Source organism: Corallococcus sp. M7 (genome assembly GCF_054512695.1).
Map to the genome: position 1 here is coordinate 1,159,236 of NZ_CM137252.1, position 21,969 is coordinate 1,181,204.

Consider the following 21,969-nt stretch of genomic DNA (forward strand, 5'->3'; position numbering starts at 1 on the left):
GCACCTTGGAACTGATGCAGCGGCTGAAGACGGAGACGCGCCCCCACCATGAGCGCACGGAGGGCGTGGTGCGTCTGATGGACGCGCACCTGACGCCCGAGGGCTACCAGCGCCAGATGGAGGCCTTCTACGGGCTCTACCTGCCCCTGGAAGCGCGGCTTGCCGGACCCCTGTCGGCCCTGGAGCCGGCGCTGGATTGGGGGGCGCGTTGGAAGACGCCGCTGCTGGAGGCGGACCTGCGCGCCATGGGGCACGACACGGCCTCGCTCGCGCGGCTGCCGCGTGCCTCCTCGCTGCCGGCGCTGCCGGGGCTGGCGGAGGCGCTGGGCTGCGCGTACGTGCTGGAGGGCTCCACGCTGGGGGGCCAGCTCATCCTGCGCCACCTGACGCGCCACTTCGGTCCGGACGCGCGCGTGGGGAACTTCGCCTTCTTCCAGGCCTACGGCGACCAGGTGGGTCCCATGTGGCGCGCGTTCGGTGGCGCGCTCACCCGGGCGTCCGAACGGGCGGCCTCCGAGACCTTCGACGCGGCCGTGGTGCAGGGCGCCCGCGACACCTTCGACACCTTCGCCGCCTGGTTGATGAAAGAGCACGATGTCTCCGTCCGTCTCTGATGCCGACCTCAGCGTCTGTGACCGCGAGCCCATCCACCTGCTGGGCGGCATCCAGCCCCGGGGGGTGCTCGTCGCCTTCCACCCGGACACGGAGGCCGTCGCGGTCGTGAGCGCGAACGTCCAGGCGCTGCTCGGCGCCGGGCCGGACGCGCTCCTGGGCAAGCCCCTCTCCGGCGTGCTGCCGCACGGGCTGCTCGCGCGCGTGGAGGCGGGCACGGGGCCGGGGCCCATCACCGTGGAGGTGTCCGGTCAGCGCTGCTCCGCGCTCCTGCACGACAGCGACGGCCTGCGCGTGCTGGAGCTGGAGCCGCTGGCGGACGAGGACGTGGGCGCGGAGGAGACCGCGCTGGGCGCGGTGCAGCGGCTGGTGTCGCCGCTGGCGCGCGCGAAGGGGACGGTCGCGCTGCTTCAAGAAGCCGCGGACGCGGTGCGGGAGCTCATTGGCTACGACCGGGTGATGGTCTACCGCTTCCACGCGGACTTCCACGGCGAGGTCGTGGCGGAGAGCGTGAGCGAGGGCGTGGACTCCTTCCTGGGCCTGCACTACCCCGCGAGCGACATCCCCGCGCAGGCGCGCGCCCTCTACACGCGCAACCCCGTGCGCCTCATCGCGGACGTGGACGCGAAGGCCGTGGGCCTGGTGCCGCCGCTGCTGCCGGACACCCAGCGCCCGTTGGACCTGTCCGGCTCCGCGCTCCGCAGCGTGTCGGAAATCCATTTGGAGTACCTGCGCAACATGGGCGTGGGCGCGTCCTTCAGCGTGTCGCTCTTGAAGGACGGACAGCTCTGGGGGCTCATGGCCTGCCACCACCTTTCGCCCCGCACGGTGTCCGCCGCGCGGCGGCAGGCGTGCGAGGTGCTGGCGCGGCTGCTGTCGCTCCAACTCGCCGCGGAGGAGCGGAGCCTGGAGTCCGCCGCCCAGGCGCGCCGCGCGGCGCTGCTCAACGCGCTGGTCCTTCCGAACCTGGGCGAGCGCACCCCCGCGAAGGCGCTGGAGGCGCAGGCCCCGCTCTTGATGGAGCTGACGGGGGCCCACGGCGTGGCGCTGGTGCTGGGCGCAAGCGCGGGCCCGGAGGCGTCGCCCCTGCTGCTCGGCACCACGCCCTCCGCCGAGGAGGTGCGCGCCCTGGTGTCGTGGCTTTCGGAGCGTGAGCTGCCGGGAGAGGCCTTCCACGTGGACCGGCTGGGGGGCGTGTACCCGCCGCTGGCCTCGCGCGTGGACGTGGCCGCGGGCCTGCTGGCGGTGCGCCTGGATCCTTCCGTGCCGCACTTCGCGCTGTGGTTCCGCCCGGAGGTGGCGCGCACCGTGAGGTGGGCCGGCAACCCGAACAAGCCCGTGCGTCCGGAGCCGGGCCATGCGCGGCTGCGGCCCCGCGCGTCCTTCGACGTGTGGCGCGAGGAGATGAAGGGCGCCTCCCTCCCGTGGTCCACGCAGGACCTGGAGGCGGCGCTCGCGCTCAAGGGCGCGCTGGTGGGCGTGGTGCTGCGGCACGCGGAGGAGCTGGCCCGGCTGTCGCGGGAGCTGGCCCGCTCCAACGCGGAGCTGGACGCGTTTGGCGGCACCGTGGCGCACGACCTCAAGGAGCCCCTGCGCGGCATCCTCCAGTACAGCTCCTTCCTCCAGGAGGACTTCGGCCCCACCCTGGGCGAGGACGGGCGCCAGCAACTGGAGGCCCTGGCGTGGCTGGCGAAGCGCACGTACGGCCTCATCGACGACCTCTTCGAGTACAGCCGCCTGGGACGCCTGGAGCTGTCCTGGGCGGAGACGGACCAGCAGGCCCTGGTGGAGGACGTGCTCAGGACGTTGAGCGCGCGGCTGGAGGAGGGGAGGGTGGAGGTCCGCCTGCCCCGCCGCCTGCCCACGGTGGCGTGTGACGCCGTCCACATCCGTCAGGTGTGGGCCAACCTCATCAGCAACGCGGCCAAGTACCAGACGGCCGAGCCCCGCTGGGTGGAGGTGGGCTTCGTGGGGCCCGGGGAATCACGTCCGGCGGCGGCGCGTCAAATGGAAGCACCCTACATTTTCTACGTGAGAGACCCCGGCATCGGCATCGCGCCCCAGTTCCATGAGGCCATCTTCGAACTGTTCCGCCGCCTTCATCCGGCGCAGGCCTATGGTGGCGGCTCGGGGGCGGGTCTGGCCATCGCGCGGCGGCTGGTGTCGCTGCACGGCGGCTCGCTCTGGCTGGACTCCGCGCCGGGGCAGGGCTCGACCTTCTTCTTCACGCTGGGCGAGGAACCGCGGACATGAACCCGTTGCTGCTGGTGGAGGACAGTGATCCGGACGCGGAGGCGCTGATGCGCATCGCGAAGCGGCTGCCCCTGCCCGTGCCCGTGGTGCGTGTGCACGACGGTGAGAATGCCCTGGACTACCTCTACCGGCGTGGCGCCCACGCGGACGCGGAGCGCCCGACGCTCATCCTGCTGGACATGCACATGCCCGGCATCAGCGGGCGCGACGTGCTGGCCACGCTGAAGGCGGACCCGGACCTGCGCTCCATCCCCGTCATCATCTTCTCCTCCTCGGTGGAGAAGGGCGACGTGCAGGGCGCCTACGCGGACGGAGCAAACAGCTACCTCTTCAAGCCGGAGATTGGCCCTCAGTTGCAGGCCACCGCGGAGGCGCTCCATGCCTTCTGGTTCAAGGCCGCGCGTCTGCCCGAGCCCCAGGAGCCGGAGGCATGAGCCTGCGCGTGCTGCTGGTGGACGACGGCATGGCGGACCGCCTCGCGGTCAGCCGCGCGCTGGCGAAGGACCCGGACATGCAGTGGGAAGTGGTGCCCATGTCCAACGCGGAGGACGCGCTGGCGTATCTGTCCGGCAACCGGGTGGACGCGATGCTGCTCGACTACCACCTGCCCGGCATGAACGGCGTCACCCTGCTGCAGAAGGTCACGGAGCTGGGCCTGCCCCGCGTGCCCGCCGTGGTGGTGCTCACCGGCAGCGGCAACGAGCGCGTGGCGGTGGACGCCATGAAGGCCGGCGCCCAGGACTACCTGGTGAAGGAGGCCTTCAGCCCGGAGCGCCTGCGCCGCAGCCTGCGCAGCGCGGTGGACACGGTGCTGATGACGCGCGAGCTGGAGGAGCGCCGCCTGCGCGCCGAGCGCGCCGAGGCCGCAGCCCGCGAGGCCCTGGCCGTGCGCGACGAGCTCTTCTCGCTGGCGACGCATGACTTGAAGGGCCCGCTGCAGATCATGACGCTCAACGCCCAGGTGCTGCGCCGGCAGATTCCCGCCGCCGCGATGACGCCCTCCCTGGAGACGCGCCTGGGCCACATCGTGCGCGCGGCGCACCGCATGGGCGAGCTCATCGACCACTTCCTGGAGGTGACGCGCGGCCAGGAGCGCCCCCTCAAGCGCGAGCCCATGGACCTGCTGGCCATGGTGCGCGGCAAGGTGCGCGAGCTGGAGGCCAACGCGTCACGCCACCACTTCGTCCTGGAGGTCCCGGACGGGCGCGACTTCACCGGCGAGTGGGACGCGCACGCCCTGGAGCGCGTGCTGGAGAACCTGATGGGCAACGCGGTGAAGTACAGCGCCGCGGGCTCCACCGTCACCGTGCACCTGATGGTGGAGGAAGGAGAGTCGCAGCAGTTCGTGCTGCTCTCCGTGACGGACCAGGGCATCGGCATCCCGGCGGCGGACCTGCCCTTCGTCTTCGAGCGCTTCCACCGCGGGCGCAACGTGTCCGGGGACGTGTCCGGCAGCGGCGTGGGCCTGGCCAGCGCGCGCCGCATGGTGGAGCTGCACGGGGGCACGCTCGCCGTGCGCAGCGTGGAGGGGCAGGGCTCCACCTTCACCGCGCGCCTGCCCCGGGGCATCGCGCTCTCCGCCGGGCCCGCGCAGTCCACGCCGGTTCGTGGCGGCCCCGAGCACACCGCGCCGTAGCGCGGTGCTTCAGGACACCGCGGGCACGCCGCCGCGCAGCATGAAGAACACCACCACGCCCGTCACCGACACGTAGAGCCAGATGGGCGCCAGCCACCGCGTCACCTTGCGGTGCCGGGCGAACTGCTGCCGCCAGGAGAAGTAGAAGGCCACCAGCGCCATGGGCAGCACCGGCATGGACAGGAGCACGTGGCTGGCCAGCAGCGTCAGGTACAGCCCGCGGAAGTCGCCCACGTAGCGCGTGTCCCCGTGCACGAAGTGGTAGGCGAGGTAGCCCACCAGGAACAGCGCGGACGCGGCGAACGCGCTCACCATCAGGTTCTGGTGCACCTTCCGCGCGCCGCGCTTGATGGCCACCCAGCCGCCCAGCAGCAGCGCCGCCGCCGTCGCGTTGAGCCCCGCGTTCACCGCCGGCATGAAGCGCAGGTCCACGCCCATCCCCGCGCCTCCGCGCCGGATGAGCAGCAGCCACGCCAGCAGCGCCAGCGCGCCGGCGGACACCACGCCGATCGCGATGAAGAAGGAGCGGTCGTTGGTGGACGAGGACGACGGGGTGAGCCCGGAAGCGGCGTTGGACATGTCCCCCTTGTGGACCGCGTCCGGACGGCTTGCAACAGGGAGCCCCAGCGGAATTCCGCTGACGTCTACATGTCGGTTGAATGGAATCGGTTAGGCCAACTGGATCTCAAACCGGAAATTCCTTCATACTTCGGTTCACTGCGTCACCCCCGACCCCCCCTCTCGGAGGTTCCCCGTGTTCAGCGTGCGTTGCCTTGCCCCCCTGGCGAGCGCCGCCCTCCTGCTCGCCCTGCCCGCAGCCGCTGAGGAAGCGGTGTGCGCGCCTGTGGCAAAAGTTCCCTTGGAGCGGCACTTACGTCAGCTTTCTCTCGATTTGCTGGGACGTCCTCCGACCATGGAGGAGTACAAGGCGTTCCAGGCGAAGGGCTCCGTCACCGCGGAGGACGTCCGCGCGATGATGAAGGACGAGTCCTTCTACGCGCGGATGCGCAACTACCACCGCGCGCTCTTGCGCTCGAACATCAGCGGCAGCGTGCAGGGCAACGGCGACTACCGCGTGTCCGGCACGCCGCTGAGCTTCGCGGGCAACAACTCCAACAACCTGCGCGGTGGCCAGAGCCAGCGCTGTGACGGAGAGATTGCCCAGGACAGCTGCAAGGCGAACCCGCAGGACCCGCACCAGAGCGACTCCACGGCCCCCGCCTGCCGCGACGCGCAGGGCATCCCGCTGCCGGTCAGCTACGACTACGACACGAACTTCTACCAGTGCCGCCAGTTGGACGTGAACTCCACGGAGCCGGAGCTGAAGTTCGCGGACTGCAACGCGCTGAAGGCCAACGCGACGTACGGCAAGTACGTGAACTTCTGTGACAACCGCTACCTGGCGTCCGCGGGCAAGTCCGTGGGCTACCTCTGCCTGCCGGACCCGAACAAGAACACCACCAACGTGCTGGTGGCGGAGCCGTCCTCGGGCGTCATCACCGCCTGGGTGAACCCGGATCAGAGCGCGAACCTGAAGCGGCTGGACCGCTGCGGGTTCGACATCAAGAAGGACGCCACTGGCAATCCGCTCGCGGCCGGCAAGTGGAGGGCGCAGACGGGATGCGTGCAGCGCGAGGGCTATGTCACCACCACGGTGCAGCCCTACTGGTCCACCACCACGGAGACCGTGAAGGTGTGCGCCGTGGAGGCGCAGGACCGCGCGTTGAACCCGTACACGGGCGAGTCCTGTGAGACGGCGCGCTTCAACAGCGACCGTAGCTGTGGCTGCGGCGACAAGATGCGCCGCTGCGAAATCACCGACGTGCACACCGCGCGCGTCGCCGCCTTCAACGAGGAGCCGCTCTACATCACGGACTCCGTGGTGCGGAACGACGAGCCCTACTTCAACATCCTCACCACCCGCCGCTCCTTCGTGAACGGCACGCTGTCGGAGTTCTACAAGCAGCGCCAGGGCGCGGGCGTCTTCAGCATCAAGTCCCCCGTGGACGCGGCCACGCTGCCCGCCGTGACGTACGCGAACGCCACCCAGTGGAGCGAGTACGTCCGCGACAGCACCCACTCCGGCGTGCTCACCACGCCCGCGTTCCTCTACCGCTTCCCCACGCAGCGCGCCCGCGTCAACGAGTTCTACGAGGCGTTCCTCTGCAAGCACTTCGCCCCGGCCGCGGACGCGAACCTGCCGCCCCCGGACGACGCCTGCAACCGTGAGAACAACCTGGCCAAGCGCTGCGGCTGCAACTACTGCCACGCCACCATCGAGCCCACGGGCGCGCACTGGGGCCGCTACGCGGAGCGCTCCGCGCTGTTCCTGTCCCCGGACCAGTTCCCCCGTCTGGACGTGAAGTGCCGCGACTGCGCGCTCGCCGGCAACACCAACTGCGACAACGAGTGCAGCCAGTACGTGATGCAGGCCTTCGACGGCGACGGCGCCAACTCGCTGGGCCTCTTGAAGACCTACCTCTACCGCAGCGCGGACGAGGAGAAGAACATCGAGGGCGGTCCGCAGGCGCTGGTGAAGCGCATGATGGAGACGGGCGACCTGGAGCGCTGCACCGTCAAGCGCGTCTGGAACGAGTTCCTGGGCCGCGCCATGACGGCCGAGGAGCAGCGGATGTACCTGCAGACGCTGTCGCAGGACTTCGCCAAGAACAACCACAGCCTCAAGGGCCTCATCGAGCAGGTGGTGATGTCCGACGCGTACCGGAGGATCGACTGATGCGCCGCCTTCTGCTGACCGCGCTGCTCGCGCTCGCCACGGGCTGCACCCAGGGCTCCGTGGACGTCCCCGCCAAGCCCGTCCCGCTGGACGCCCAGCTGGACCCGGTGCCCAACCCGCACGGGAACACGGACCAGATCGACCCGCTGCCGGACCCGGAGGCCCAGGGTGGCAGCGTGGGCCGCGCGCCCCGCCGCCTCACCGTCGCGCAGCTCAAGGAGTCCATCCGCATCGCCGTGGGCATGGAGTGGGATGAGCTGGAGTCCCGCGCCCAGTCGCTGGGCCGCGCCGACTACGCGCTCATCACCTCCGAGAACACGGAGCCCAACCTCGTCTTCGCCCGCTTCCTGGACGATGGCGCGCGCAAGGTCTGCATCGCCCAGGCGCAGAAGGACATCGCGCAGACGGACGTTTCCTTGCGCACCCTGGGCCGCACCCTGCCCACGCCCATGAGCGACCTGACCAAGCTCACGGACGCGCAGGTGAATGAGACGCTCGTGTACCTCTCCACCCGGTTCTGGGGCGCGCCCCTCGCCGGTGAGGAGCTCACGCGCTACGCGACGTTCTTCCGCAAGGCCGCCGCCCGGGCCGAAACCCTCAAGAAGCGCGACCAGGCGCTGGCGGTGGTCTGCATCGCCATGCTGACGGACTCGCGCTTCATCACCTACTGACCTTGACGGTGCCTGCGATGAAGAAGACACGCCAAGACGACCTCAGCAGCCCCGAGCGCCGCACCTTCCTCAAGGCCGGAGCCGGCTTCATGGGCTCCCTCCTGTTGGGAGGCATCCCCTTCAAGGCCGTGGCCCAGGCGACGAACCTGGCCGCGCCCGACCGCTGCTTCGTGTTCGTGTATTTCAGCGGCGGGTGGGACCAGCTGCTCGCGTTCGACCCGCGTGACCCGGCGGTGTTCACCGCCGACAAGGTCAGCGAGACGCGCATCATGCCGGGCTACAGCCTGCTCACCGACTCGCGCTTCCAGCAGACGCCCATCGTCCCCAAGACGCGCGCGGGCGCGGATGCCCCGACGATGAGCTTCGGGCCCGCGGTGGGCGCGCTGGCGGACCACTACGACCTGATGACGGTGGTGCGCGGCATCAACATGAGCACGCTCACCCACGAGGTGGGCTACCGCTACTTCCTCACCGGGAAGATGCCCATTGGCAGCGCGGCGCGCGGCTCCTCCACCGCCACGGAGATCGTGGGCCAGATGAAGCCCACGGTGCCCATCCCGTCCATCGCCCAGGGCGTGGAGTCCTACAACGACCGCTACGGCGGCTACGCCAACGCGCTGCGCGTCAGCGGCCTGGCGGACCTGGTGCTCACGCTGGATCCGCCTGTCGCCGCGCGCCAGCTGGACAGCGAAATCGAGAAGAGCCTCATCGACCTCAACGGCCAGCCCATCACCTGCGAGGAGCAGGCGCTCACCGCGCGGGGCGTGGGCACGGCCTATGAGAGCAGCCGCGGTCAGATGCAGACCGTGATGGAGAACAAGCTGTCGGACTCGTTCCGCTTCCAGCTGGCGGCCAACCAGGCGGTGCGCGACTTCTACGGGCTCAACGGCCAGTCCTACCCGTACAACAGCGCCGCGGGCCGCGCCGCCATGGTGGCCACCGCCCTGAAGAAGGGCATCAGCCAGTGCGTGTCCATCAACCTGGCGGGTGGTCTGGACACCCACTTCGGCACGCAGCAGACGCACGCGACCAACCAGCGGACCGGATTCGACGCGCTGAACCTGTTGGTGAATGATCTCCGCCAGACGGCGCACCCCGGCGGCGGCAACTTCATGGACCACACCACCATCCTGGTGTTCAGCGAGTTCGCTCGCACGCCCACCATCAACGCCACGGGCGGCCGCGACCACCACCTGTCCAACAGCTGCCTGATGATGGGCGCGGGCATCAAGCACAACCTGGTGGTGGGCCGCAGCGGTGACATCGGCATGTCGCCGGGCCTGGTGGACCTGCGCACGGGCGCCAATGATCCGAACGGCTCCAACATCTTCCCCGAGCACATCATCGCGACGGTGCTGGCCTCGGCGAAGCTGGACTACAGCATCACCCGGGTGGACCCGCTGCGGTTCATCCTTGCCTGAACCTTGATGAGCACTCCCCTCATGCGTCCCCGTCCGCGCCACGGTTCCCCCGCCGTGGCGCGCTTCCTCCCCACCTCGCTCCTGCTGATGTCCGCGGTGCTGTCCGCCGCGTGCGGCGAGGACGCACCGCCGGGCAGCGACCCGGCGAAGCCCGCGGTCTTCACGGCCACCCAGGTCACCACGGCGCAGTCCCTGGCCGCGGTGCCCGGCTTCGCGGACCAGTCCGGCGGCGGCATCTTCGCCACCGCGACCGGTGAGGCCGTGCGCCTGCGCCTGGACGGCACCAAGGCCGCGCTCGCCGCGCATCCGCAGAACACGGCGGCAATGGGCGCCGTGCGCGCCACCTTCCGCCTGGGGCCGCACAGCGCCCTGGTGGAGACGGACCGCGGCCTGTTCCTCGCGGACCAGGGCTGGCTCATCGAGCCCTTGTGGCAGGAGGTGCTGGGCACCGGCATCGTCGCCACCGCGCAGACCGCGGACGGCGCCGCGTGGATTGCCCACCCCAACGGCCTGTTCCAGATTCAGGGCGGCGTGCTCGCGTCGCTGAAGCTGTCCGGGCAGCCGCTCACCGGCATCACCACCATGACGGCCGCGCCCGCGGAGGACGGCCTCGCGGGGCTGTGGTTCGCGCGCGAGGGCAAGCTGAACGTGGTGGTGGCGTCCGCGCCGGGCGTCTACCAGGTGCGCGGCACGGACGCGCCGCTTTCGGGCGGTGAGACGGTGCGCGCGCTCGCGGGGCTGGGCGCGGGCACGGGCGCGGCGGGTGAGGTCTGGGTGCTCACCAGCACGCGCCTCCTGCGCCGGAACACGGACGGCTGGAGCACGGTGTCGCTGCCGGCCCTGCCCGAGCAGCTCATGAGCGCGGGGCGCTACCTCTGGGCCCGCGCCGGGGACCGGCTCTTCACCTACGACGCGGACGCGAAGCTCTGGGGCTCCGCGGAGGGGCTGCCGTCCGGCTCGGTGACGCTGCTGGCCGCGGACGAGAGCGGCTGCGCGTGGGTGCGCGTGGGCGAGCAGTCCCTGGCCATCAGCCAGACGCCGGCGCCGCGCGTGACGGGCATGCACCAGGGCATGCTGGTGGTGGAGGACGGCCTGGTGGTCCAGGCCCGCCTGCCGCCGGGCACGCCGCCCAAGAGCGTCCACTTCCAACTGGAGGGCCAGGAGGTCCAGGCCTCCGGACCCGCGTTCAGCATGGGCGGCCTGGAGGCGGACGGCGAGACGCTCAAGGCGTTCTCCTTCTCCACGCTGACGCCAGGCGGCCACACGCTGAGCGTCGTGTCCCGCTTCGAGGACGGCTCGGAGGCGCGCCGGCAGCTGCCCTTCACCTACCAGCCGCTCACCACCGTCCCCAGCTGGGCGCGGGACATCCGCCCCGTGCACGAGGCCCGCTGCGCCAAGTGCCACACCACCAGCCCTGGCCGGCCGCTGAACACCTACGAGTTGTGGAAGTCCAACGCCCAGCTCATCAACGCGGCGGTGCGCGACCTGCGCATGCCCGCGGACGGGCCGTTGGATCAGCAGGGCATCGCCCTCATCCAGCGTTGGGTGTCTTCCGGCGCGCTGCCCTGAAGTCCCTGCTTCAAGACTGCTTCTCCGAGGCACCCCCATGAAACGTCTCCTCCGCGCGACCCCCCTGTGCGCGCTGCTGACCCTGGCCTGTGACGGCGAGCTCAAGCCCGCCGAGCAGCTTCCCTACGTGGGCCCCTGCGAGGGCCTGGCCCCGCTGACCCTGTCGGCGGAGCCCACGACGGTGCGCTCCGGCAGCGTGGCCACGCTGACGGCCGGCGGCGGCAGCGGCCACTACACCTACCGCGCGGAGGCGGGCGGCTCCTCCGGCGACATGCGCGGCAACCGCTTCGTCGCGGGCGCCACGCCCGGCGAGGACACGCTGACGGTGGTGGACGAGCAGTGCGGCGGCGCCACCAGCGTGAAGGTGAAGGTCATCGCCGGCTTCGGCGTCGCGCCCGCGCGCGCGATGCTGCGGCCGGGCACGTCCTTTCAAATCCGCATCGAGGGGCTGGTGGGCACGGCGGCCTTCACGCTCTCCACCAACGGCTCCGGCGCCACGCTCACCGACACGGGCCTCTACACGGCGGGGCAGGTGGAGGCGCAGGACGTCATCACGGTGCGCGACACGAAGTCCGGCGACACGGTGGCGCTCCAGTACACCGTGAGCAAGGCCGCGAAGCTGGTGGGCGACCCGCTGTACCTGGGCGTGCCGTCCGGCTCTTCCGCGCCGCTGGGCACGGCGGGCGGCTCGGACACCGTGACGTGGACGAAGAAGTCCGGTCCCGGCTCCGTGGTGAATGGCCGCGTCGTGGTGGAGGCAGGCGCGACGGGCACCATCGTGGTGGAGGCGAAGGACACCTTCACCGGCGACGTGGCCCCGGTGTCGGTGCGCGTGCTGGATGAGCTGACGCGGCCCCTGCTGGCGCACGGCAAGCTGTCGGACGTGGCCACGCTGGTGACCGCGGACTTCGACGGGGACGGCATCCAGGACCTGGCCGTGGGCCAGCGCGAGAGCGAGCTGGCGCGCCCCACGGGCGGCGCGGTGTTCATCTACAAGGGCAGCGCGTCCGGCCTGCCCTCGAAGCCCACCTGGGTGCTGACGGGTGAGACCGAGGGCGCGCTCTTCGGCGACATGATGGCCGCGGGGGACCTGGACGGCGACGGCATCGCGGACCTGGCGGTGTCCTCGCCGGCCGCGGACGTCACCATCGGTGACTCGGGCGCGGTGTACCTCTACACGTTCAAGCCGGGGCAGGCGCCCGCGCTGCTGAGGCCCGCGCTCACCGGCCTGGGCCGCGGCGGGTTCGGCACGGGCCTGGCCATCGCGGACGCGGATGGCGACGGGGACATGGACCTGTTCGTGGGCTCGCCCGGCGCGGACCTGTCCACCCTCTCCGGCATCAGCCGGCGCGGCGTCATCGACATCTTCATCCTCACCAAGGGACAGGCCGTTCCGGACCTGCCGGTGGTGCGCCTGGGCGGCCAGGACCTGAAGGCGAACGGCGACTTCGAGCTGAAGAGCACCACGGAGCTGGGCCGCGCGCTCGTGGTGGCGGACCTCAATGACGACGGCCGCCCGGACCTGGCGGCGCTGCACCGGCTGACGCGGTTCAACGCGGACGGCACCACCAACGGGCAGCAGATGGCCGTGGCGGTGTACTTCGCGCGTGACACGGCGCCGCGCTACCGCTCCGCGGCGGACCAGTACGTGCTGGTGTCCAACACCGCCGTGGAGACGATGGCCAACGAGGGCACCTTCCGCCTGGGCGCCATCCCCGGCGAGGGCAACCGGCCTCCGTTCCTCGTGGTGATGGCGGACAAGGCGGACGCGCCGGACCTGCGCACGTCGGGCGGCGTGGCGGCGGCGCAGGACGCGGGCGGCGCGTACCTGTTCGACCTGCGCGGCGCGACGCTGGCGGCGGACCCGGCGACGGCGAAGCCCTCGACGGTGCCGCTGGCGAGCGCGTACGCGCGCTTCTACGGCGACACGCGCAGCATGACCGCGACCCGGAGCTGGGCGGTGATGGACGTGGACGGCACGCCGGGGCCGGAGCTGCTCCTGGGCGCGCCGTACGCGTCGGTGACGGCGGGCACGGCCACGCTGGGCAACGCGGGCAAGGTGCTGGTGTATCCGCTCACCGGCCTGTCGAAGGACACGGTGATGAACAAACCGCTCGCGGCGCTGGGCGGCGCGGCGAAGGCGGAGGTGCTGGGCGCGGGCCTCGCGGCGTGGAACCTGCCGTCCGGCCCGGTGCTGGCGGGCTTCTCCGGCCGCGCGACCACTGCCGCGGGCGCCTTCACCGGCCGCGTGGATGTCTTCTCCAAGGCCGGCGCGAGCATCGCGGAGTGGTCGCGCCGCGAAATGGACGTCACGGCGAAGGCCAGCGTGGAGCGCTTCGGTGAGACCGTGGCGGTCGCGCGCCTCAACACCAAGGTGGTGGCCCTGGTGGGCTCGCCGGGCTTCTCCGGTCCGGGTCCCAACAACGACGGCGCGGACATGACCGTGGGCCGCGCGTACACCTTCGACACCGCGGAGCCGGGCAAGGCCATCGTGTCGGGGGAGGGCGCCAGCTCTCCGTGGTACGGCGGCCGCAACGTGGGCGTGGACGTGGCGTTCACGGACTTCAACGGCGACGGCCGGCCGGACATGGTGGCCGGCGCCACGGGGCTCGTCATCCCGGCCACGAACTCCGCCGCGACGGAGCGCGACCCCTACGTGCAGAACGCCTGCATGACCACGGCCACGCAGTCGCTGGGCGGACTTCTGGTGTCGCTGGGCCAGGCGGACGGCACCTTCAAGCCGGCCTACCGCGTGTTCGCGCCGTCCGTGGTCACCGACTGTGACGATGCCGCGGCTGCCCGGTGCAAGCGCACCAGCATTGGCCGGGGCGTGGTGGGCGGCTTCGACTTCAACGGCGATGGCAGGCAGGACCTGGCCGTGCTGCGCGACCGTGGCTTCGAGCTGTTCCTGGGCCGCGCGCCCGAGGACGCGTCGCTCGCGAAGATGACGCTTGCCTGCGATCCCCTCTACTCCTCCTTCTTCTCCGCCACGACCGCCGGGCAGCAGACGTCCGCGCCCGCCGCGCTGGGCGACCTGAACGGGGACAAGTGCGATGAGGTGGCGTGGCGCTACAACGACAACACCCGCTCCGGCATCGTCATCCTCTACGGATACGACCCGGGTGGCACCCGGTGCGGTGGCCGCACGAAGGCGTCCATGGTGCGCATCGCGGGAGACCCGGAGAAGGGCATCACGCTGATGAACCTGGGCGTGGCCACCACGCGCGCGGGGAAGTTCCTGGGGGACGCGCGCGACTTCATCGCGGTGACGGCCAACAACTACCTGTTCGAGGGCGTGAACCAGCCCACGGTGCTGCTCTACGACATCGCCGCCATCAACGCGAAGCGCCCGGCCGAAGGTGAGACCGTGGTGGGCGCCACCAACGACGGGCTGACCCCCATCCCCGTGACGTACCGCGCCCGCGCGGTGAGCTTCGGCACGTCGCTGTCAGGCGGCCGGGACCTCAACGGTGACGGCGTACCGGACCTGTGGGTGGGCGCGCCCAACGCGTCGGTGGCCGCGGATGGCGACGGCGCGGCGTTCCTCTTCGCCGGCGGCGCGAAGTCCACGGGCGCGCTGTCGCCCTTCCTGCTGGTGGTGGGGGACGGCGCGGAGCGCTCCTACCTGGGCCAGTCCATCGCCGTCGTCCCGGGCTCCGGAGGCTCGCCGCCGTCGGTCGTCATCGGCGCGCCGCGCAGCTACCGCACCGGCACGCAGAACGGCACGGCGTACTCGCTGCCCCTGCCGTTCTGATTCACCCCGTGGGCGGGGCTTCCGGAGGCGCCTTCGCCTCCGGGGCCTCGTCGCGGTTGGCGAGCGCCGCCGCCGTGAGGATGAGCGCGCCGCCCGCGAGCAGCGACGGCGTGAGCGGCTCGCCCAGGAGCGCCACGCCCAGCGTCACCGCCACCAGCGTGTCCAACAGCGCCATGGCGCCCAGCGCCGCCAGCGAGATGCGCGGCAGGAGCCAGTACAGGCACTGGTAGGTGAGCACCGTCCCGCCCAGCGCCAGGTACAGGAGCGCGCCAATCGCCTTCGGCGTCCAGTGCGCCGGCTGGTTCCACTCCAGCATCGCGGACGCGGAGAGCAGCAGCACCGCGCTGCTCAACGTCTGCACCAGCGTCAGCAGGTGCGGCGGCACGTGCGTCATGTGCCGGCGCACCAGCACGTTGGCCACCGCCACCACCGACGCCGCGAACAGCGTCATCGCGCAGCCCAGCACCACCTGTCCGGAGAAGCTGAGCGACACCAGCTCCTGGTGCTGGAGCGCCACCACGCCCGTCAGGCCCAGCGCCGCGGCGAAGAGCTTGCGGCCGGTGAGCGGCTGATCCGGAAACACCACGCGGCCCACCAGCAGCAGCCACACGGGGAAGGTGGAGAAGAGGAGCGCGGACCAGCTGGAGGGAATCCACTGCTGCGCCACGAAGAGCAGCCCGAAGGGCACCGCCAACTGGAGCACGCCCAGCCCCGCGATGCGCCACCCGGTGCCTCCCCCCAGCGCCGTCCCTCGCGAGCGCGCGAAGGGCAGCAGCGCCACCCCGGCCACGAGCATGCGCGTGCCCACGAAGCGCAGGGGCGGCAGGTCCTCCAGCCCCACCTTCACGGCGGCCCACGTGGAGCCCCAGAGGATGAAGCAGGTGGCGTAGGCGAGGGACACCTTCCACCGCGGCGCGGGCTGCGCGGCCGGGGTCACGACGGTCACGGACGACATGGCGGCGCCGCACTAGCACGCGCCGCCCCTTCGGGAAACATCCGTTCAGGGCGCGGCGCGTCAGCCGCCTGCTCACTCGTCCGGCAGCACCTGCTTCAGCCGGAGCACGGGCGCGAACAAATCACCCACGGCGTCCAGACGCTTCTTCAGCGTCTTCAGGCGGAAGCGGTGCGGGTCCAGGCGGCCATTCACCTCGCTCCAATCGAGCGGCGCGGAGAAGGGCGCGCCCTCCACGGCGCGCAGGGAGTAGGGCGCCACCACCGTCTTGCCGCGCGCGTTCTGTCCCGCGTCGATGTAGAGCCGCCCGCCTCGCTCGCGGATGGAGCGCTCCGTGGTGGCGATGTCGCCCAGCTCCTCCTCCAGCTCGCGTGCCCGCGCGTCCGCGAACGCCTGGGTGCGCGCGTAGGTGTGGCCCGGCGCCAGGGGCACCAGCACGTGCAGGCCGCGCTTGCCGGACGTCTTGGGGAAGGCCTTGAGCCCCAGCTCGTCCAGGCGCGCGTGCAGCAGGGTGGCCACCTTCACCACGTCCTTCCAGCCGCCCTCGCCAGGGTCCAGGTCGAACACCACGAAGTCCGGCTGCGCCAGCCGGGGCGCGTGGGACAGCCACATGTGCAGCGTGAGCGCGGACTGGTTGGCGAGCCACAGGAGCGCGGACGTGCTCTTCACGTTCACGTGGCGCAGCGTCTTGTCCTCGTGGCGCACTCGCAGCGTGGGCATCCACGTGGGGATGCCGGACAGCTCGTGCCGGAAGAAGCCCGGGGCCTGGATGCCCGCGGGCCACTGCTGGTGGGCCAGGGGCCGGTCCGCGAGCACGGGCAACAGCAGCGGCGCCACCTGCTCGTAGTACGCGAACACGTCCGCCTTCGTGAGGCCGGCCTCGGGGAACAGCACGCGGTCGCCGTGCGTGAGGGCCACCTCCGGCGCGCGTGACTTCTTCACCGCGGGCGCCTTCGCGGTGCGGGCGGCGGCCTGCACCGGCGCGCGCCGTGAGCCCCGGCTCGCGGCGCCCTCGATGGGGGCGGGGTGTTCGCGCACGACCTCCTGCGGCACCTTGTCGCTGCGCAGGCCCTGGAACACGGGGTGGCGCAGGCGGCCGTCCTTCGTCCACTCGGTGAAGTTCACCTGGGCCACGTACTTCGGCTTCACCCAGACGGTGTCCGTGTTCGTGGGCGCGTCCACGGCTGCGGGCTTCTTCACGCGCGTGGCGTCCAGCAACCAGCGCAGCTCTCGGCGGTCCTTCGTCGTGTAGCCCGTGCCCACCTTGCCCACGTCGTGGAAGCCGTTCTTGCCGCGCACGCCCACGCGCAGCGCGCCAATCTGCGATTTCGCCTTCTCGTTCTTGATGGGCAGGTAGCCCAGGATGACGACCTCCTGGCCCGCCACCACCTTCAGCTTCAGCCAGTCCCCGGAGCGCGTGCCCGTGTAGGGCGAGTCCTTGCGCTTGGCGATGAGCCCCTCCCACCCCTTGCGCCGCGCCTCCAGCAGGCCGCGCGACAGCGGCAGGTCCACCTTCTCGGAGAGCTGCAAGGGCGGACGCGCCCCGTCCATCAGCTTCTCCAGCCGCGCGCGGCGCTCCGTATAGGGAAGCTCGCGCAGGTCCTCACCGTCCAGCCACAAGAGGTCGAACACCATGAAGCGCTGCTCCGCGCCCTCTTCCGTGTTCTGCAAGACCTGGAAGCGCGAGCGGCCCTTCGCGTCGAGCGCGACAATCTCCCCATCCACGACGACGTCCTTCGCGGGCAGCTCCCGCAGCGCGGCGGTGAGCCGGGCGAAGCGGCCCGACAGGTCGTTGCCCCGGCGGCTCTGGAAGGCGAGCTTCCCGTGCGTGAGCGCGCACACGGCGCGGAAGCCGTCGTACTTCACCTCGTAGGCGTGCGTCTCGTCGTGCACCTCGTCGGACACGGCCAGCCGCGCCAGCATGGGCGGCCACACGCGCTCCAGCAGCTTCTCCGGCGTCGAGGGTGGACGGGCCGGCTTCCTCGCGGCCTTGCGCACGGGGGCCACGGGCTTCTTGTCGCGCAGCACGCCGGGCTTGCGGGGCCCTCGCGTCTTCACCTGGCCGCTCTTCACGGACTCGGGGCGCTCCACGGTGACGTCGTAGCCGGCCTTGGCGTATTCGTCCTTCGCCTTGAAGAAGAGCCACTGCGCCTTGCCGCCGCGCGGCCGCGTGCGGATGAGGTGCCAGCGCCCCTTGAGCTTCGCGCCGTGCAGCACGACCTCCAGGTGCCCGCGCTTCAGCTGCGCCTCGGCATCACCGGGAGGCGCGACCTCGAAGGTGCCGGACTCCCAGAGCAGCGAGTCACCGCCGCCGTACTGGTCATCCGGGATGTGGCCCTCGAAGTCCGCGTAGGAGCGCGGGTGGTCCTCCGTCTGGACCGCGAGCCGCTTCACGGAAGGGTCATGGCTGGGGCCCTTGGGAATGGCCCAGCTCACCAGGACGCCGCCAATCTCCAGGCGCAGGTCGTAGTGCAGCCGCGTGGCGTCGTGCTTGTGGATGACGAAGACGGGCGCGCTGGACTTCGGGGCCTTCGCGTCCGGCGACGGTTCGGGCGTGAGGTGGAAATCGCGCTTCGTCCGGTAGCGGCGCAGCCGCCTCTGGGTGTCGGAGGTCTTCACCCTCCAACGCTCTGCACAGGAAGGCGGGCGCGCAATTCCTCACATCGCCTGGAGGGCAATCAGGAGGGCAGGCGCTCCGCGCGGACCCAGGATCTGATTTTCGGCCACATCTCCCGAGTGAAATGCAGGCCGCCTGCCTGCCCTGGGTGCGGTGGAGGGATGGCACCGGGAAGGGCGGTTGGAACCGGGAAGAGGCGTCCCCACATTGTTCGGGCCCAAGCACTCGCCGTACCCGGTTGAAGGAGGCACCCATGGCCGACAAGTCCGAAGTGGCTCGCCTGCACAGCCTGGCGCAGCTCGATGCCGACGCGGTGGGCGCGTACGACGTGGCCATCTCCCGCATCGGGCCCGCGCTGGTGCGCGAGCGCCTCAACAGCTTCCGCGCGGACCACCTGCGCCACGTGCAGGACCTCAACGCGCTCATCCAGCACTTCGGCGGCGAACCGGTGGCGCTGCGCCCGGACCTGAAGGGCTCCGCGATGAAGGGCCTGACGGCCATGACGGGGCTGATGGGAACGGAGGCCACGCTGTGGGCCATGCTGGGCAACGAGGAGCTCTTCGACCGGGCCTATGAGCTGGCGCTCCAGTTCGAGTGGTCCCCGGAGGTGAAGGCCCTCATCCATCAGCATCGCGAGGACGAACGGCGCCACGGCACGTGGATCCGCGACGCGGTGCGCACCCGGCCCTGGGCGGAGCGCCGCCTGCCCTTCATGGACACGGCCGAAATGGGCGCCTGAAGCCGCTACCGCGCGCCGGAGCGAACTGGCATACGCTGCCGCGCGTGAGCGACATCACTGTCTACCAACCCGACTTCCTCTTCACGGAGGGGCGTTTCCACGAAGGCCGTGCGCTGGCGGTGAGCGCGAAGGGCCGGGTCCTCGACGCGGTGCCCGAAGGGGCGCGCGTGGAGCGGCTCGCGGGGCGGGCGCTGCTTCCGGGGCTCGTCAACGGCCACTCGCACGCGTTCCAGCGGCTCATCCGCGGACGCACCGAATACGTGGCGTCCGCCGGCGGGCAGGACGACTTCTGGTCCTGGCGCGAGGCGATGTACCGCGCCGCGGAGGCGCTCACGCCGGAGGAGATCCACGTCGCCTCCCGGCAGGTGTTCCTGGAGATGGTGCTCGCGGGCATCACCACGGTGGGCGAGTTCCACTACCTGCACCACCAGCCGGACGGGACGCCCTATGCGGACCGCAACGCGCTGGCGCACGCGGTCATCCGCGCGGCCACGGACGTGGGGCTGCGCATCTGCCTGCTGCGCGTGGGCTACGCGCGCGCGGGCTTCAACGTGCCCGCGAACCCGCGCCAGCGCCGCTTCATCGACGCGGACGTGGACACGTTCCTGTCCACCACGGAGGCGCTGGCCCACGCGACGCGCGGTGACGCGCGGGTGAACGTGGGGTTCGCGCCGCACAGCGTGCGCGCGGTGTCCAAGGACTGGCTGACGCAGGTGGCCCGCGCCGCGCCCGCCGGCATGCCCATCCACATGCACGTGGCGGAGCAGCCGAAGGAGATCGAGGCGTGCCTCGCGGAGCACGGCCGCCGTCCGGTGGAGCTGGTGTCGGACGTGGGCCTGCTGGGGCCGCGCTTCACGGCGGTGCACGGCGTGCACCTGACGGAGGGCGAGGTGGCGCTGCTGGGCCGCGCGGAGGCCACGGTGTGCGCGTGCCCGTCCACGGAGCGCAACCTGGGCGACGGCATCGTGCCGGCGGACGCGCTGGTGAATGCCGGGGCGCGCGTGAGCTTCGGCTCGGACAGCCAGACGGTGGTGGACCTGCTGGACGAGGCGCGGCAGTTGGAGCAGCACCTGCGACTGGTGCGGCTGCGCCGCGCGGTGCTGGACCCGGGGACGGGGACCCTGGACGGACTGGCGGCGCGGCTCTTCGACATGGCCACGGTGCAGGGCGCGCGGAGCCTGGGAATGGGCACCGGCACGCTGTCGCCGGGGGCGCCCGCGGACTTCTTCACGGTGGACGTGAACCACCCGTCGCTGGTGGGCGCGAGCTCCGCGTCGCTCCTGCCGGGCATCGTCTTCGGCGCGGCGCAAGGCGCGGTGCGCGAGGTGGCGGTGGCGGGCCGGCTGGTGGTCCGGGACGGCCGGCATCCGCTGACGGAGGAAAGCGGCAGGGCGTTCCAGCAGCTCGCCCGGCGCCTCTACCCGTAGGGGCGAAGACCGGTTCCGATATGGGGGGCGCCGTCGGCGCGTTGGTGGGGCAGGAGGATGCGGATGCGTTCAGGAATCGGGTTGGCGCTGGTGGTGCTGGTGGGACTGGCCGTGGGGGGCTGCGCAGGGCGGCAGGACCTGGAGACGCCGGACTACGAGGCCATCTACGACATGCCGCTGGAGGAGATGTGGCCGTCGGTCCGGGAGTACTTCACGGACGCGAACCTGCCGTACCGCGAGGACCGGGGCAGCCTGGTGCTGGAGACCGAGTGGAAGCAGGAGTTCGGTGGCTCCAAGATCGCCGGCTACTGGCACCGCTACATGGTCATCGGCAAGCGGGAGACGCCGACGAAGAGCAAGCTGTGGATCATCCGCATCACCAAGTCGGTGAACAAGGCGTTGGCCCTGCCCGGCAGGCAGCTGGATTGGGGCGCCGGCCGCAGCCTCGGCAGCGTTCCCGGTGACCGTGGAACGGGGGCTCCGGGCGATGCATCCTCGAGCGTCGCGTACGGTGTCTCCGTGGAGGACGACGCGGACCGGTTCGCCTTCCCGGTGGGAGAGAACGCCTTCTACGTGGACTCGGGGCAGGGCACGCGAGACCTGACCATGGAGTGGCGGGTGTTCCGGGGCATCATGCCCAAGCTCGCGAAGAAGCAGGCGGTGAGCGCGCAGCAGCAGGTGGCGAAGGCCCCCGGCGCGAAGGAGGCTCCGGCGTTCACCGAGTGCGGCCAGTCCATCCTCGGCCTGAAGAAGCTGGCGCAGGCGGGCGGAGTGATGCTGCTGGGCGAGCTGCACGGCACGCAGGAGGTCCCGCGCTTCATCGCGCAGTCGGTGTGCCAGCTCGTCACGGCGGGAATGCCGGTGACAGTGGGGCTGGAGCTGCCGGTGGAGAACGAGGAGCGCATCACGACCTTCCTCCAGAGCCAGGGCGGTGAGGTGGACTGGCTCAAGCTGATGGAGGCCCCTTTCTGGCGCAGCCCGTACCCGGATGGCCGTGGCAGCGAGGCCGTGGCGAACATGCTGGAGCAGCTGCGGCAGTTGCGAGCACAGGGACTGGATGTGGCGGTGTTCGTCTATGACCACCCGAAGCTCTCCGGCCAGCAGCGCGAGGATGCGCTCACGAAGACGGTGCTGGCACAGGTGAAGGCGACACCTCGGCGCTTCCACCTGGTGGTGAGCGGCAACGTCCATCCGCGCACGGCGAAGGGGTTGCCCTGGGACAAGCAGTACAAGCCCATGGGCTACCTGCTGAAGGACCAGCTCGAGGACGTCACGGCACTCGACATGGCCTACAACAGCGGCACGGCGTGGATCTGCGCGGCGGATGCGCAGGGACGCAAGCTGGACTGCGGTGTGAAGGAAGCGAAGGGCAAGGACAACGGCGACCGCTTCTTCGTGCACCGGTGGAACTCGGCGAACAAGGACGGCTACCACGGCGTCTTCTACGTGGGCCACGTGACGGCGTCCGAGCCCGCCATCAACAAGGGCCTGGGGAACCCGGACGCGGCGCCCGCGCCGTAACCCGCACCCGAGGGCGCAACACAGGGGCCGTGCGAGTCACCAGAGCCGGTGGCCCGCGCG

At 71.2% G+C, this 21,969-nt stretch carries 15 protein-coding genes; 12 read left to right on the top strand and 3 right to left on the bottom strand.

Translation table 11 applies throughout. The features are described from left to right. The first annotated feature begins 14 nt into the window (after positions 1 to 14). The 4 genes from ACX114_RS04810 to ACX114_RS04825 are packed head-to-tail and all read left to right on the top strand — an operon-like array spanning position 15 to position 4,501. Positions 15 to 614: a biliverdin-producing heme oxygenase gene (locus ACX114_RS04810; RefSeq protein WP_459295185.1), complete on the top strand. Its 600-nt coding sequence runs from the start codon at positions 15 to 17 to the stop codon at positions 612 to 614. Further along, positions 595 to 2,865 (top strand): ATP-binding protein, encoded by a 2,271-nt coding sequence (locus ACX114_RS04815; protein WP_459295186.1) that lies wholly within the window; start codon positions 595 to 597, stop codon positions 2,863 to 2,865. Before ACX114_RS04810 ends, ACX114_RS04815 begins: the two co-directional genes overlap by 20 nt. Beyond that, the gene (locus tag ACX114_RS04820) at positions 2,862 to 3,299 is read left to right on the top strand and encodes a response regulator (RefSeq protein ID WP_459295188.1); all 438 of its coding nucleotides are present in this window, start codon (positions 2,862 to 2,864) and stop codon (positions 3,297 to 3,299) included. Before ACX114_RS04815 ends, ACX114_RS04820 begins: the two co-directional genes overlap by 4 nt. Beyond that, complete coding sequence (locus tag ACX114_RS04825) at positions 3,296 to 4,501, top strand: sensor histidine kinase (protein WP_459295190.1); 1,206 nt, start codon at positions 3,296 to 3,298, stop codon at positions 4,499 to 4,501. Before ACX114_RS04820 ends, ACX114_RS04825 begins: the two co-directional genes overlap by 4 nt. A gap of 9 nt (positions 4,502 to 4,510) precedes the next feature. Here the strand turns inward: ACX114_RS04825 and ACX114_RS04830 are convergent, their stop codons facing one another. Continuing rightward, positions 4,511 to 5,080 carry a DUF420 domain-containing protein gene (locus tag ACX114_RS04830; RefSeq protein WP_120562082.1) on the bottom strand — a complete coding sequence of 190 codons (570 nt, stop codon included), beginning with the start codon at positions 5,078 to 5,080 and terminating at the stop codon, positions 4,511 to 4,513. A gap of 334 nt (positions 5,081 to 5,414) precedes the next feature. Here ACX114_RS04830 and ACX114_RS04835 point away from each other — a divergent pair, with 334 nt between their 5' ends. Genes ACX114_RS04835 through ACX114_RS04855 form a run of 5 tightly spaced genes read left to right on the top strand, consistent with a single transcriptional unit; the run spans position 5,415 to position 14,653 of the window. Beyond that, complete coding sequence (locus tag ACX114_RS04835) at positions 5,415 to 7,238, top strand: DUF1585 domain-containing protein (protein WP_459295193.1); 1,824 nt, start codon at positions 5,415 to 5,417, stop codon at positions 7,236 to 7,238. Then, complete coding sequence (locus ACX114_RS04840; RefSeq protein ID WP_459295195.1) at positions 7,238 to 7,909, top strand: hypothetical protein; 672 nt, start codon at positions 7,238 to 7,240, stop codon at positions 7,907 to 7,909. Before ACX114_RS04835 ends, ACX114_RS04840 begins: the two co-directional genes overlap by 1 nt. A gap of 17 nt (positions 7,910 to 7,926) precedes the next feature. Then, on the top strand, positions 7,927 to 9,330 hold the full coding sequence (locus tag ACX114_RS04845; protein WP_459295196.1) for a DUF1501 domain-containing protein: 1,404 nt from the start codon (positions 7,927 to 7,929) through the stop codon (positions 9,328 to 9,330). Between the two features lie 21 nt (positions 9,331 to 9,351). Beyond that, a complete protein-coding gene (locus ACX114_RS04850; RefSeq protein WP_459295198.1) occupies positions 9,352 to 10,899 on the top strand; it encodes a hypothetical protein in 1,548 nt (515 codons plus the stop codon). A 37-nt stretch (positions 10,900 to 10,936) separates the two neighbouring features. Then, complete coding sequence (locus tag ACX114_RS04855; protein ID WP_459295200.1) at positions 10,937 to 14,653, top strand: VCBS repeat-containing protein; 3,717 nt, start codon at positions 10,937 to 10,939, stop codon at positions 14,651 to 14,653. Position 14,654: 1 nt separating this feature from the next. Here the strand turns inward: ACX114_RS04855 and ACX114_RS04860 are convergent, their stop codons facing one another. Further along, positions 14,655 to 15,608 carry a DMT family transporter gene (locus ACX114_RS04860; protein ID WP_459295201.1) on the bottom strand — a complete coding sequence of 318 codons (954 nt, stop codon included), beginning with the start codon at positions 15,606 to 15,608 and terminating at the stop codon, positions 14,655 to 14,657. Positions 15,609 to 15,680: 72 nt separating this feature from the next. After that, positions 15,681 to 18,224, bottom strand: a complete 2,544-nt coding sequence (ligD, locus tag ACX114_RS04865) for a DNA ligase D (RefSeq protein WP_459295203.1) — start codon at positions 18,222 to 18,224, stop codon at positions 15,681 to 15,683. Between the two features lie 251 nt (positions 18,225 to 18,475). Between ligD and ACX114_RS04870 the strand changes: the two genes are divergently transcribed. The 3 genes from ACX114_RS04870 to ACX114_RS04880 all read left to right on the top strand — a co-directional run bounded on the left by ACX114_RS04870 (position 18,476) and on the right by ACX114_RS04880 (position 21,909). Further along, a complete protein-coding gene (locus tag ACX114_RS04870; RefSeq protein WP_459295205.1) occupies positions 18,476 to 18,961 on the top strand; it encodes a DUF2383 domain-containing protein in 486 nt (161 codons plus the stop codon). Positions 18,962 to 19,005: 44 nt separating this feature from the next. Next, positions 19,006 to 20,388, top strand: coding sequence for a formimidoylglutamate deiminase (gene hutF / locus ACX114_RS04875; protein ID WP_459295207.1), 1,383 nt, complete (start codon positions 19,006 to 19,008; stop codon positions 20,386 to 20,388). 63 nt (positions 20,389 to 20,451) lie between these two features. After that, a complete protein-coding gene (locus tag ACX114_RS04880; protein WP_459295208.1) occupies positions 20,452 to 21,909 on the top strand; it encodes a hypothetical protein in 1,458 nt (485 codons plus the stop codon). The last annotated feature ends 60 nt before the right edge of the window (positions 21,910 to 21,969 follow it).

Bases quoted from the DNA above. Each gene is read 5' to 3' on its own strand.
- ACX114_RS04810 (WP_459295185.1), top strand. From the start codon at position 15: ATGCAGCGGCTGAAGACGGAGACGCGCCCCCACCATGAGCGCACGGAG.
- ACX114_RS04815 (WP_459295186.1), top strand. From the start codon at position 595: ATGTCTCCGTCCGTCTCTGATGCCGACCTCAGCGTCTGTGACCGCGAG.
- ACX114_RS04820 (WP_459295188.1), top strand. From the start codon at position 2,862: ATGAACCCGTTGCTGCTGGTGGAGGACAGTGATCCGGACGCGGAGGCG.
- ACX114_RS04825 (WP_459295190.1), top strand. From the start codon at position 3,296: ATGAGCCTGCGCGTGCTGCTGGTGGACGACGGCATGGCGGACCGCCTC.
- ACX114_RS04830 (WP_120562082.1), bottom strand. From the start codon at position 5,080: ATGTCCAACGCCGCTTCCGGGCTCACCCCGTCGTCCTCGTCCACCAAC.
- ACX114_RS04835 (WP_459295193.1), top strand. From the start codon at position 5,415: ATGGAGGAGTACAAGGCGTTCCAGGCGAAGGGCTCCGTCACCGCGGAG.
- ACX114_RS04840 (WP_459295195.1), top strand. From the start codon at position 7,238: ATGCGCCGCCTTCTGCTGACCGCGCTGCTCGCGCTCGCCACGGGCTGC.
- ACX114_RS04845 (WP_459295196.1), top strand. From the start codon at position 7,927: ATGAAGAAGACACGCCAAGACGACCTCAGCAGCCCCGAGCGCCGCACC.
- ACX114_RS04850 (WP_459295198.1), top strand. From the start codon at position 9,352: ATGCGTCCCCGTCCGCGCCACGGTTCCCCCGCCGTGGCGCGCTTCCTC.
- ACX114_RS04855 (WP_459295200.1), top strand. From the start codon at position 10,937: ATGAAACGTCTCCTCCGCGCGACCCCCCTGTGCGCGCTGCTGACCCTG.
- ACX114_RS04860 (WP_459295201.1), bottom strand. From the start codon at position 15,608: ATGTCGTCCGTGACCGTCGTGACCCCGGCCGCGCAGCCCGCGCCGCGG.
- ACX114_RS04870 (WP_459295205.1), top strand. From the start codon at position 18,476: ATGGCCGACAAGTCCGAAGTGGCTCGCCTGCACAGCCTGGCGCAGCTC.
- ACX114_RS04880 (WP_459295208.1), top strand. From the start codon at position 20,452: ATGCGTTCAGGAATCGGGTTGGCGCTGGTGGTGCTGGTGGGACTGGCC.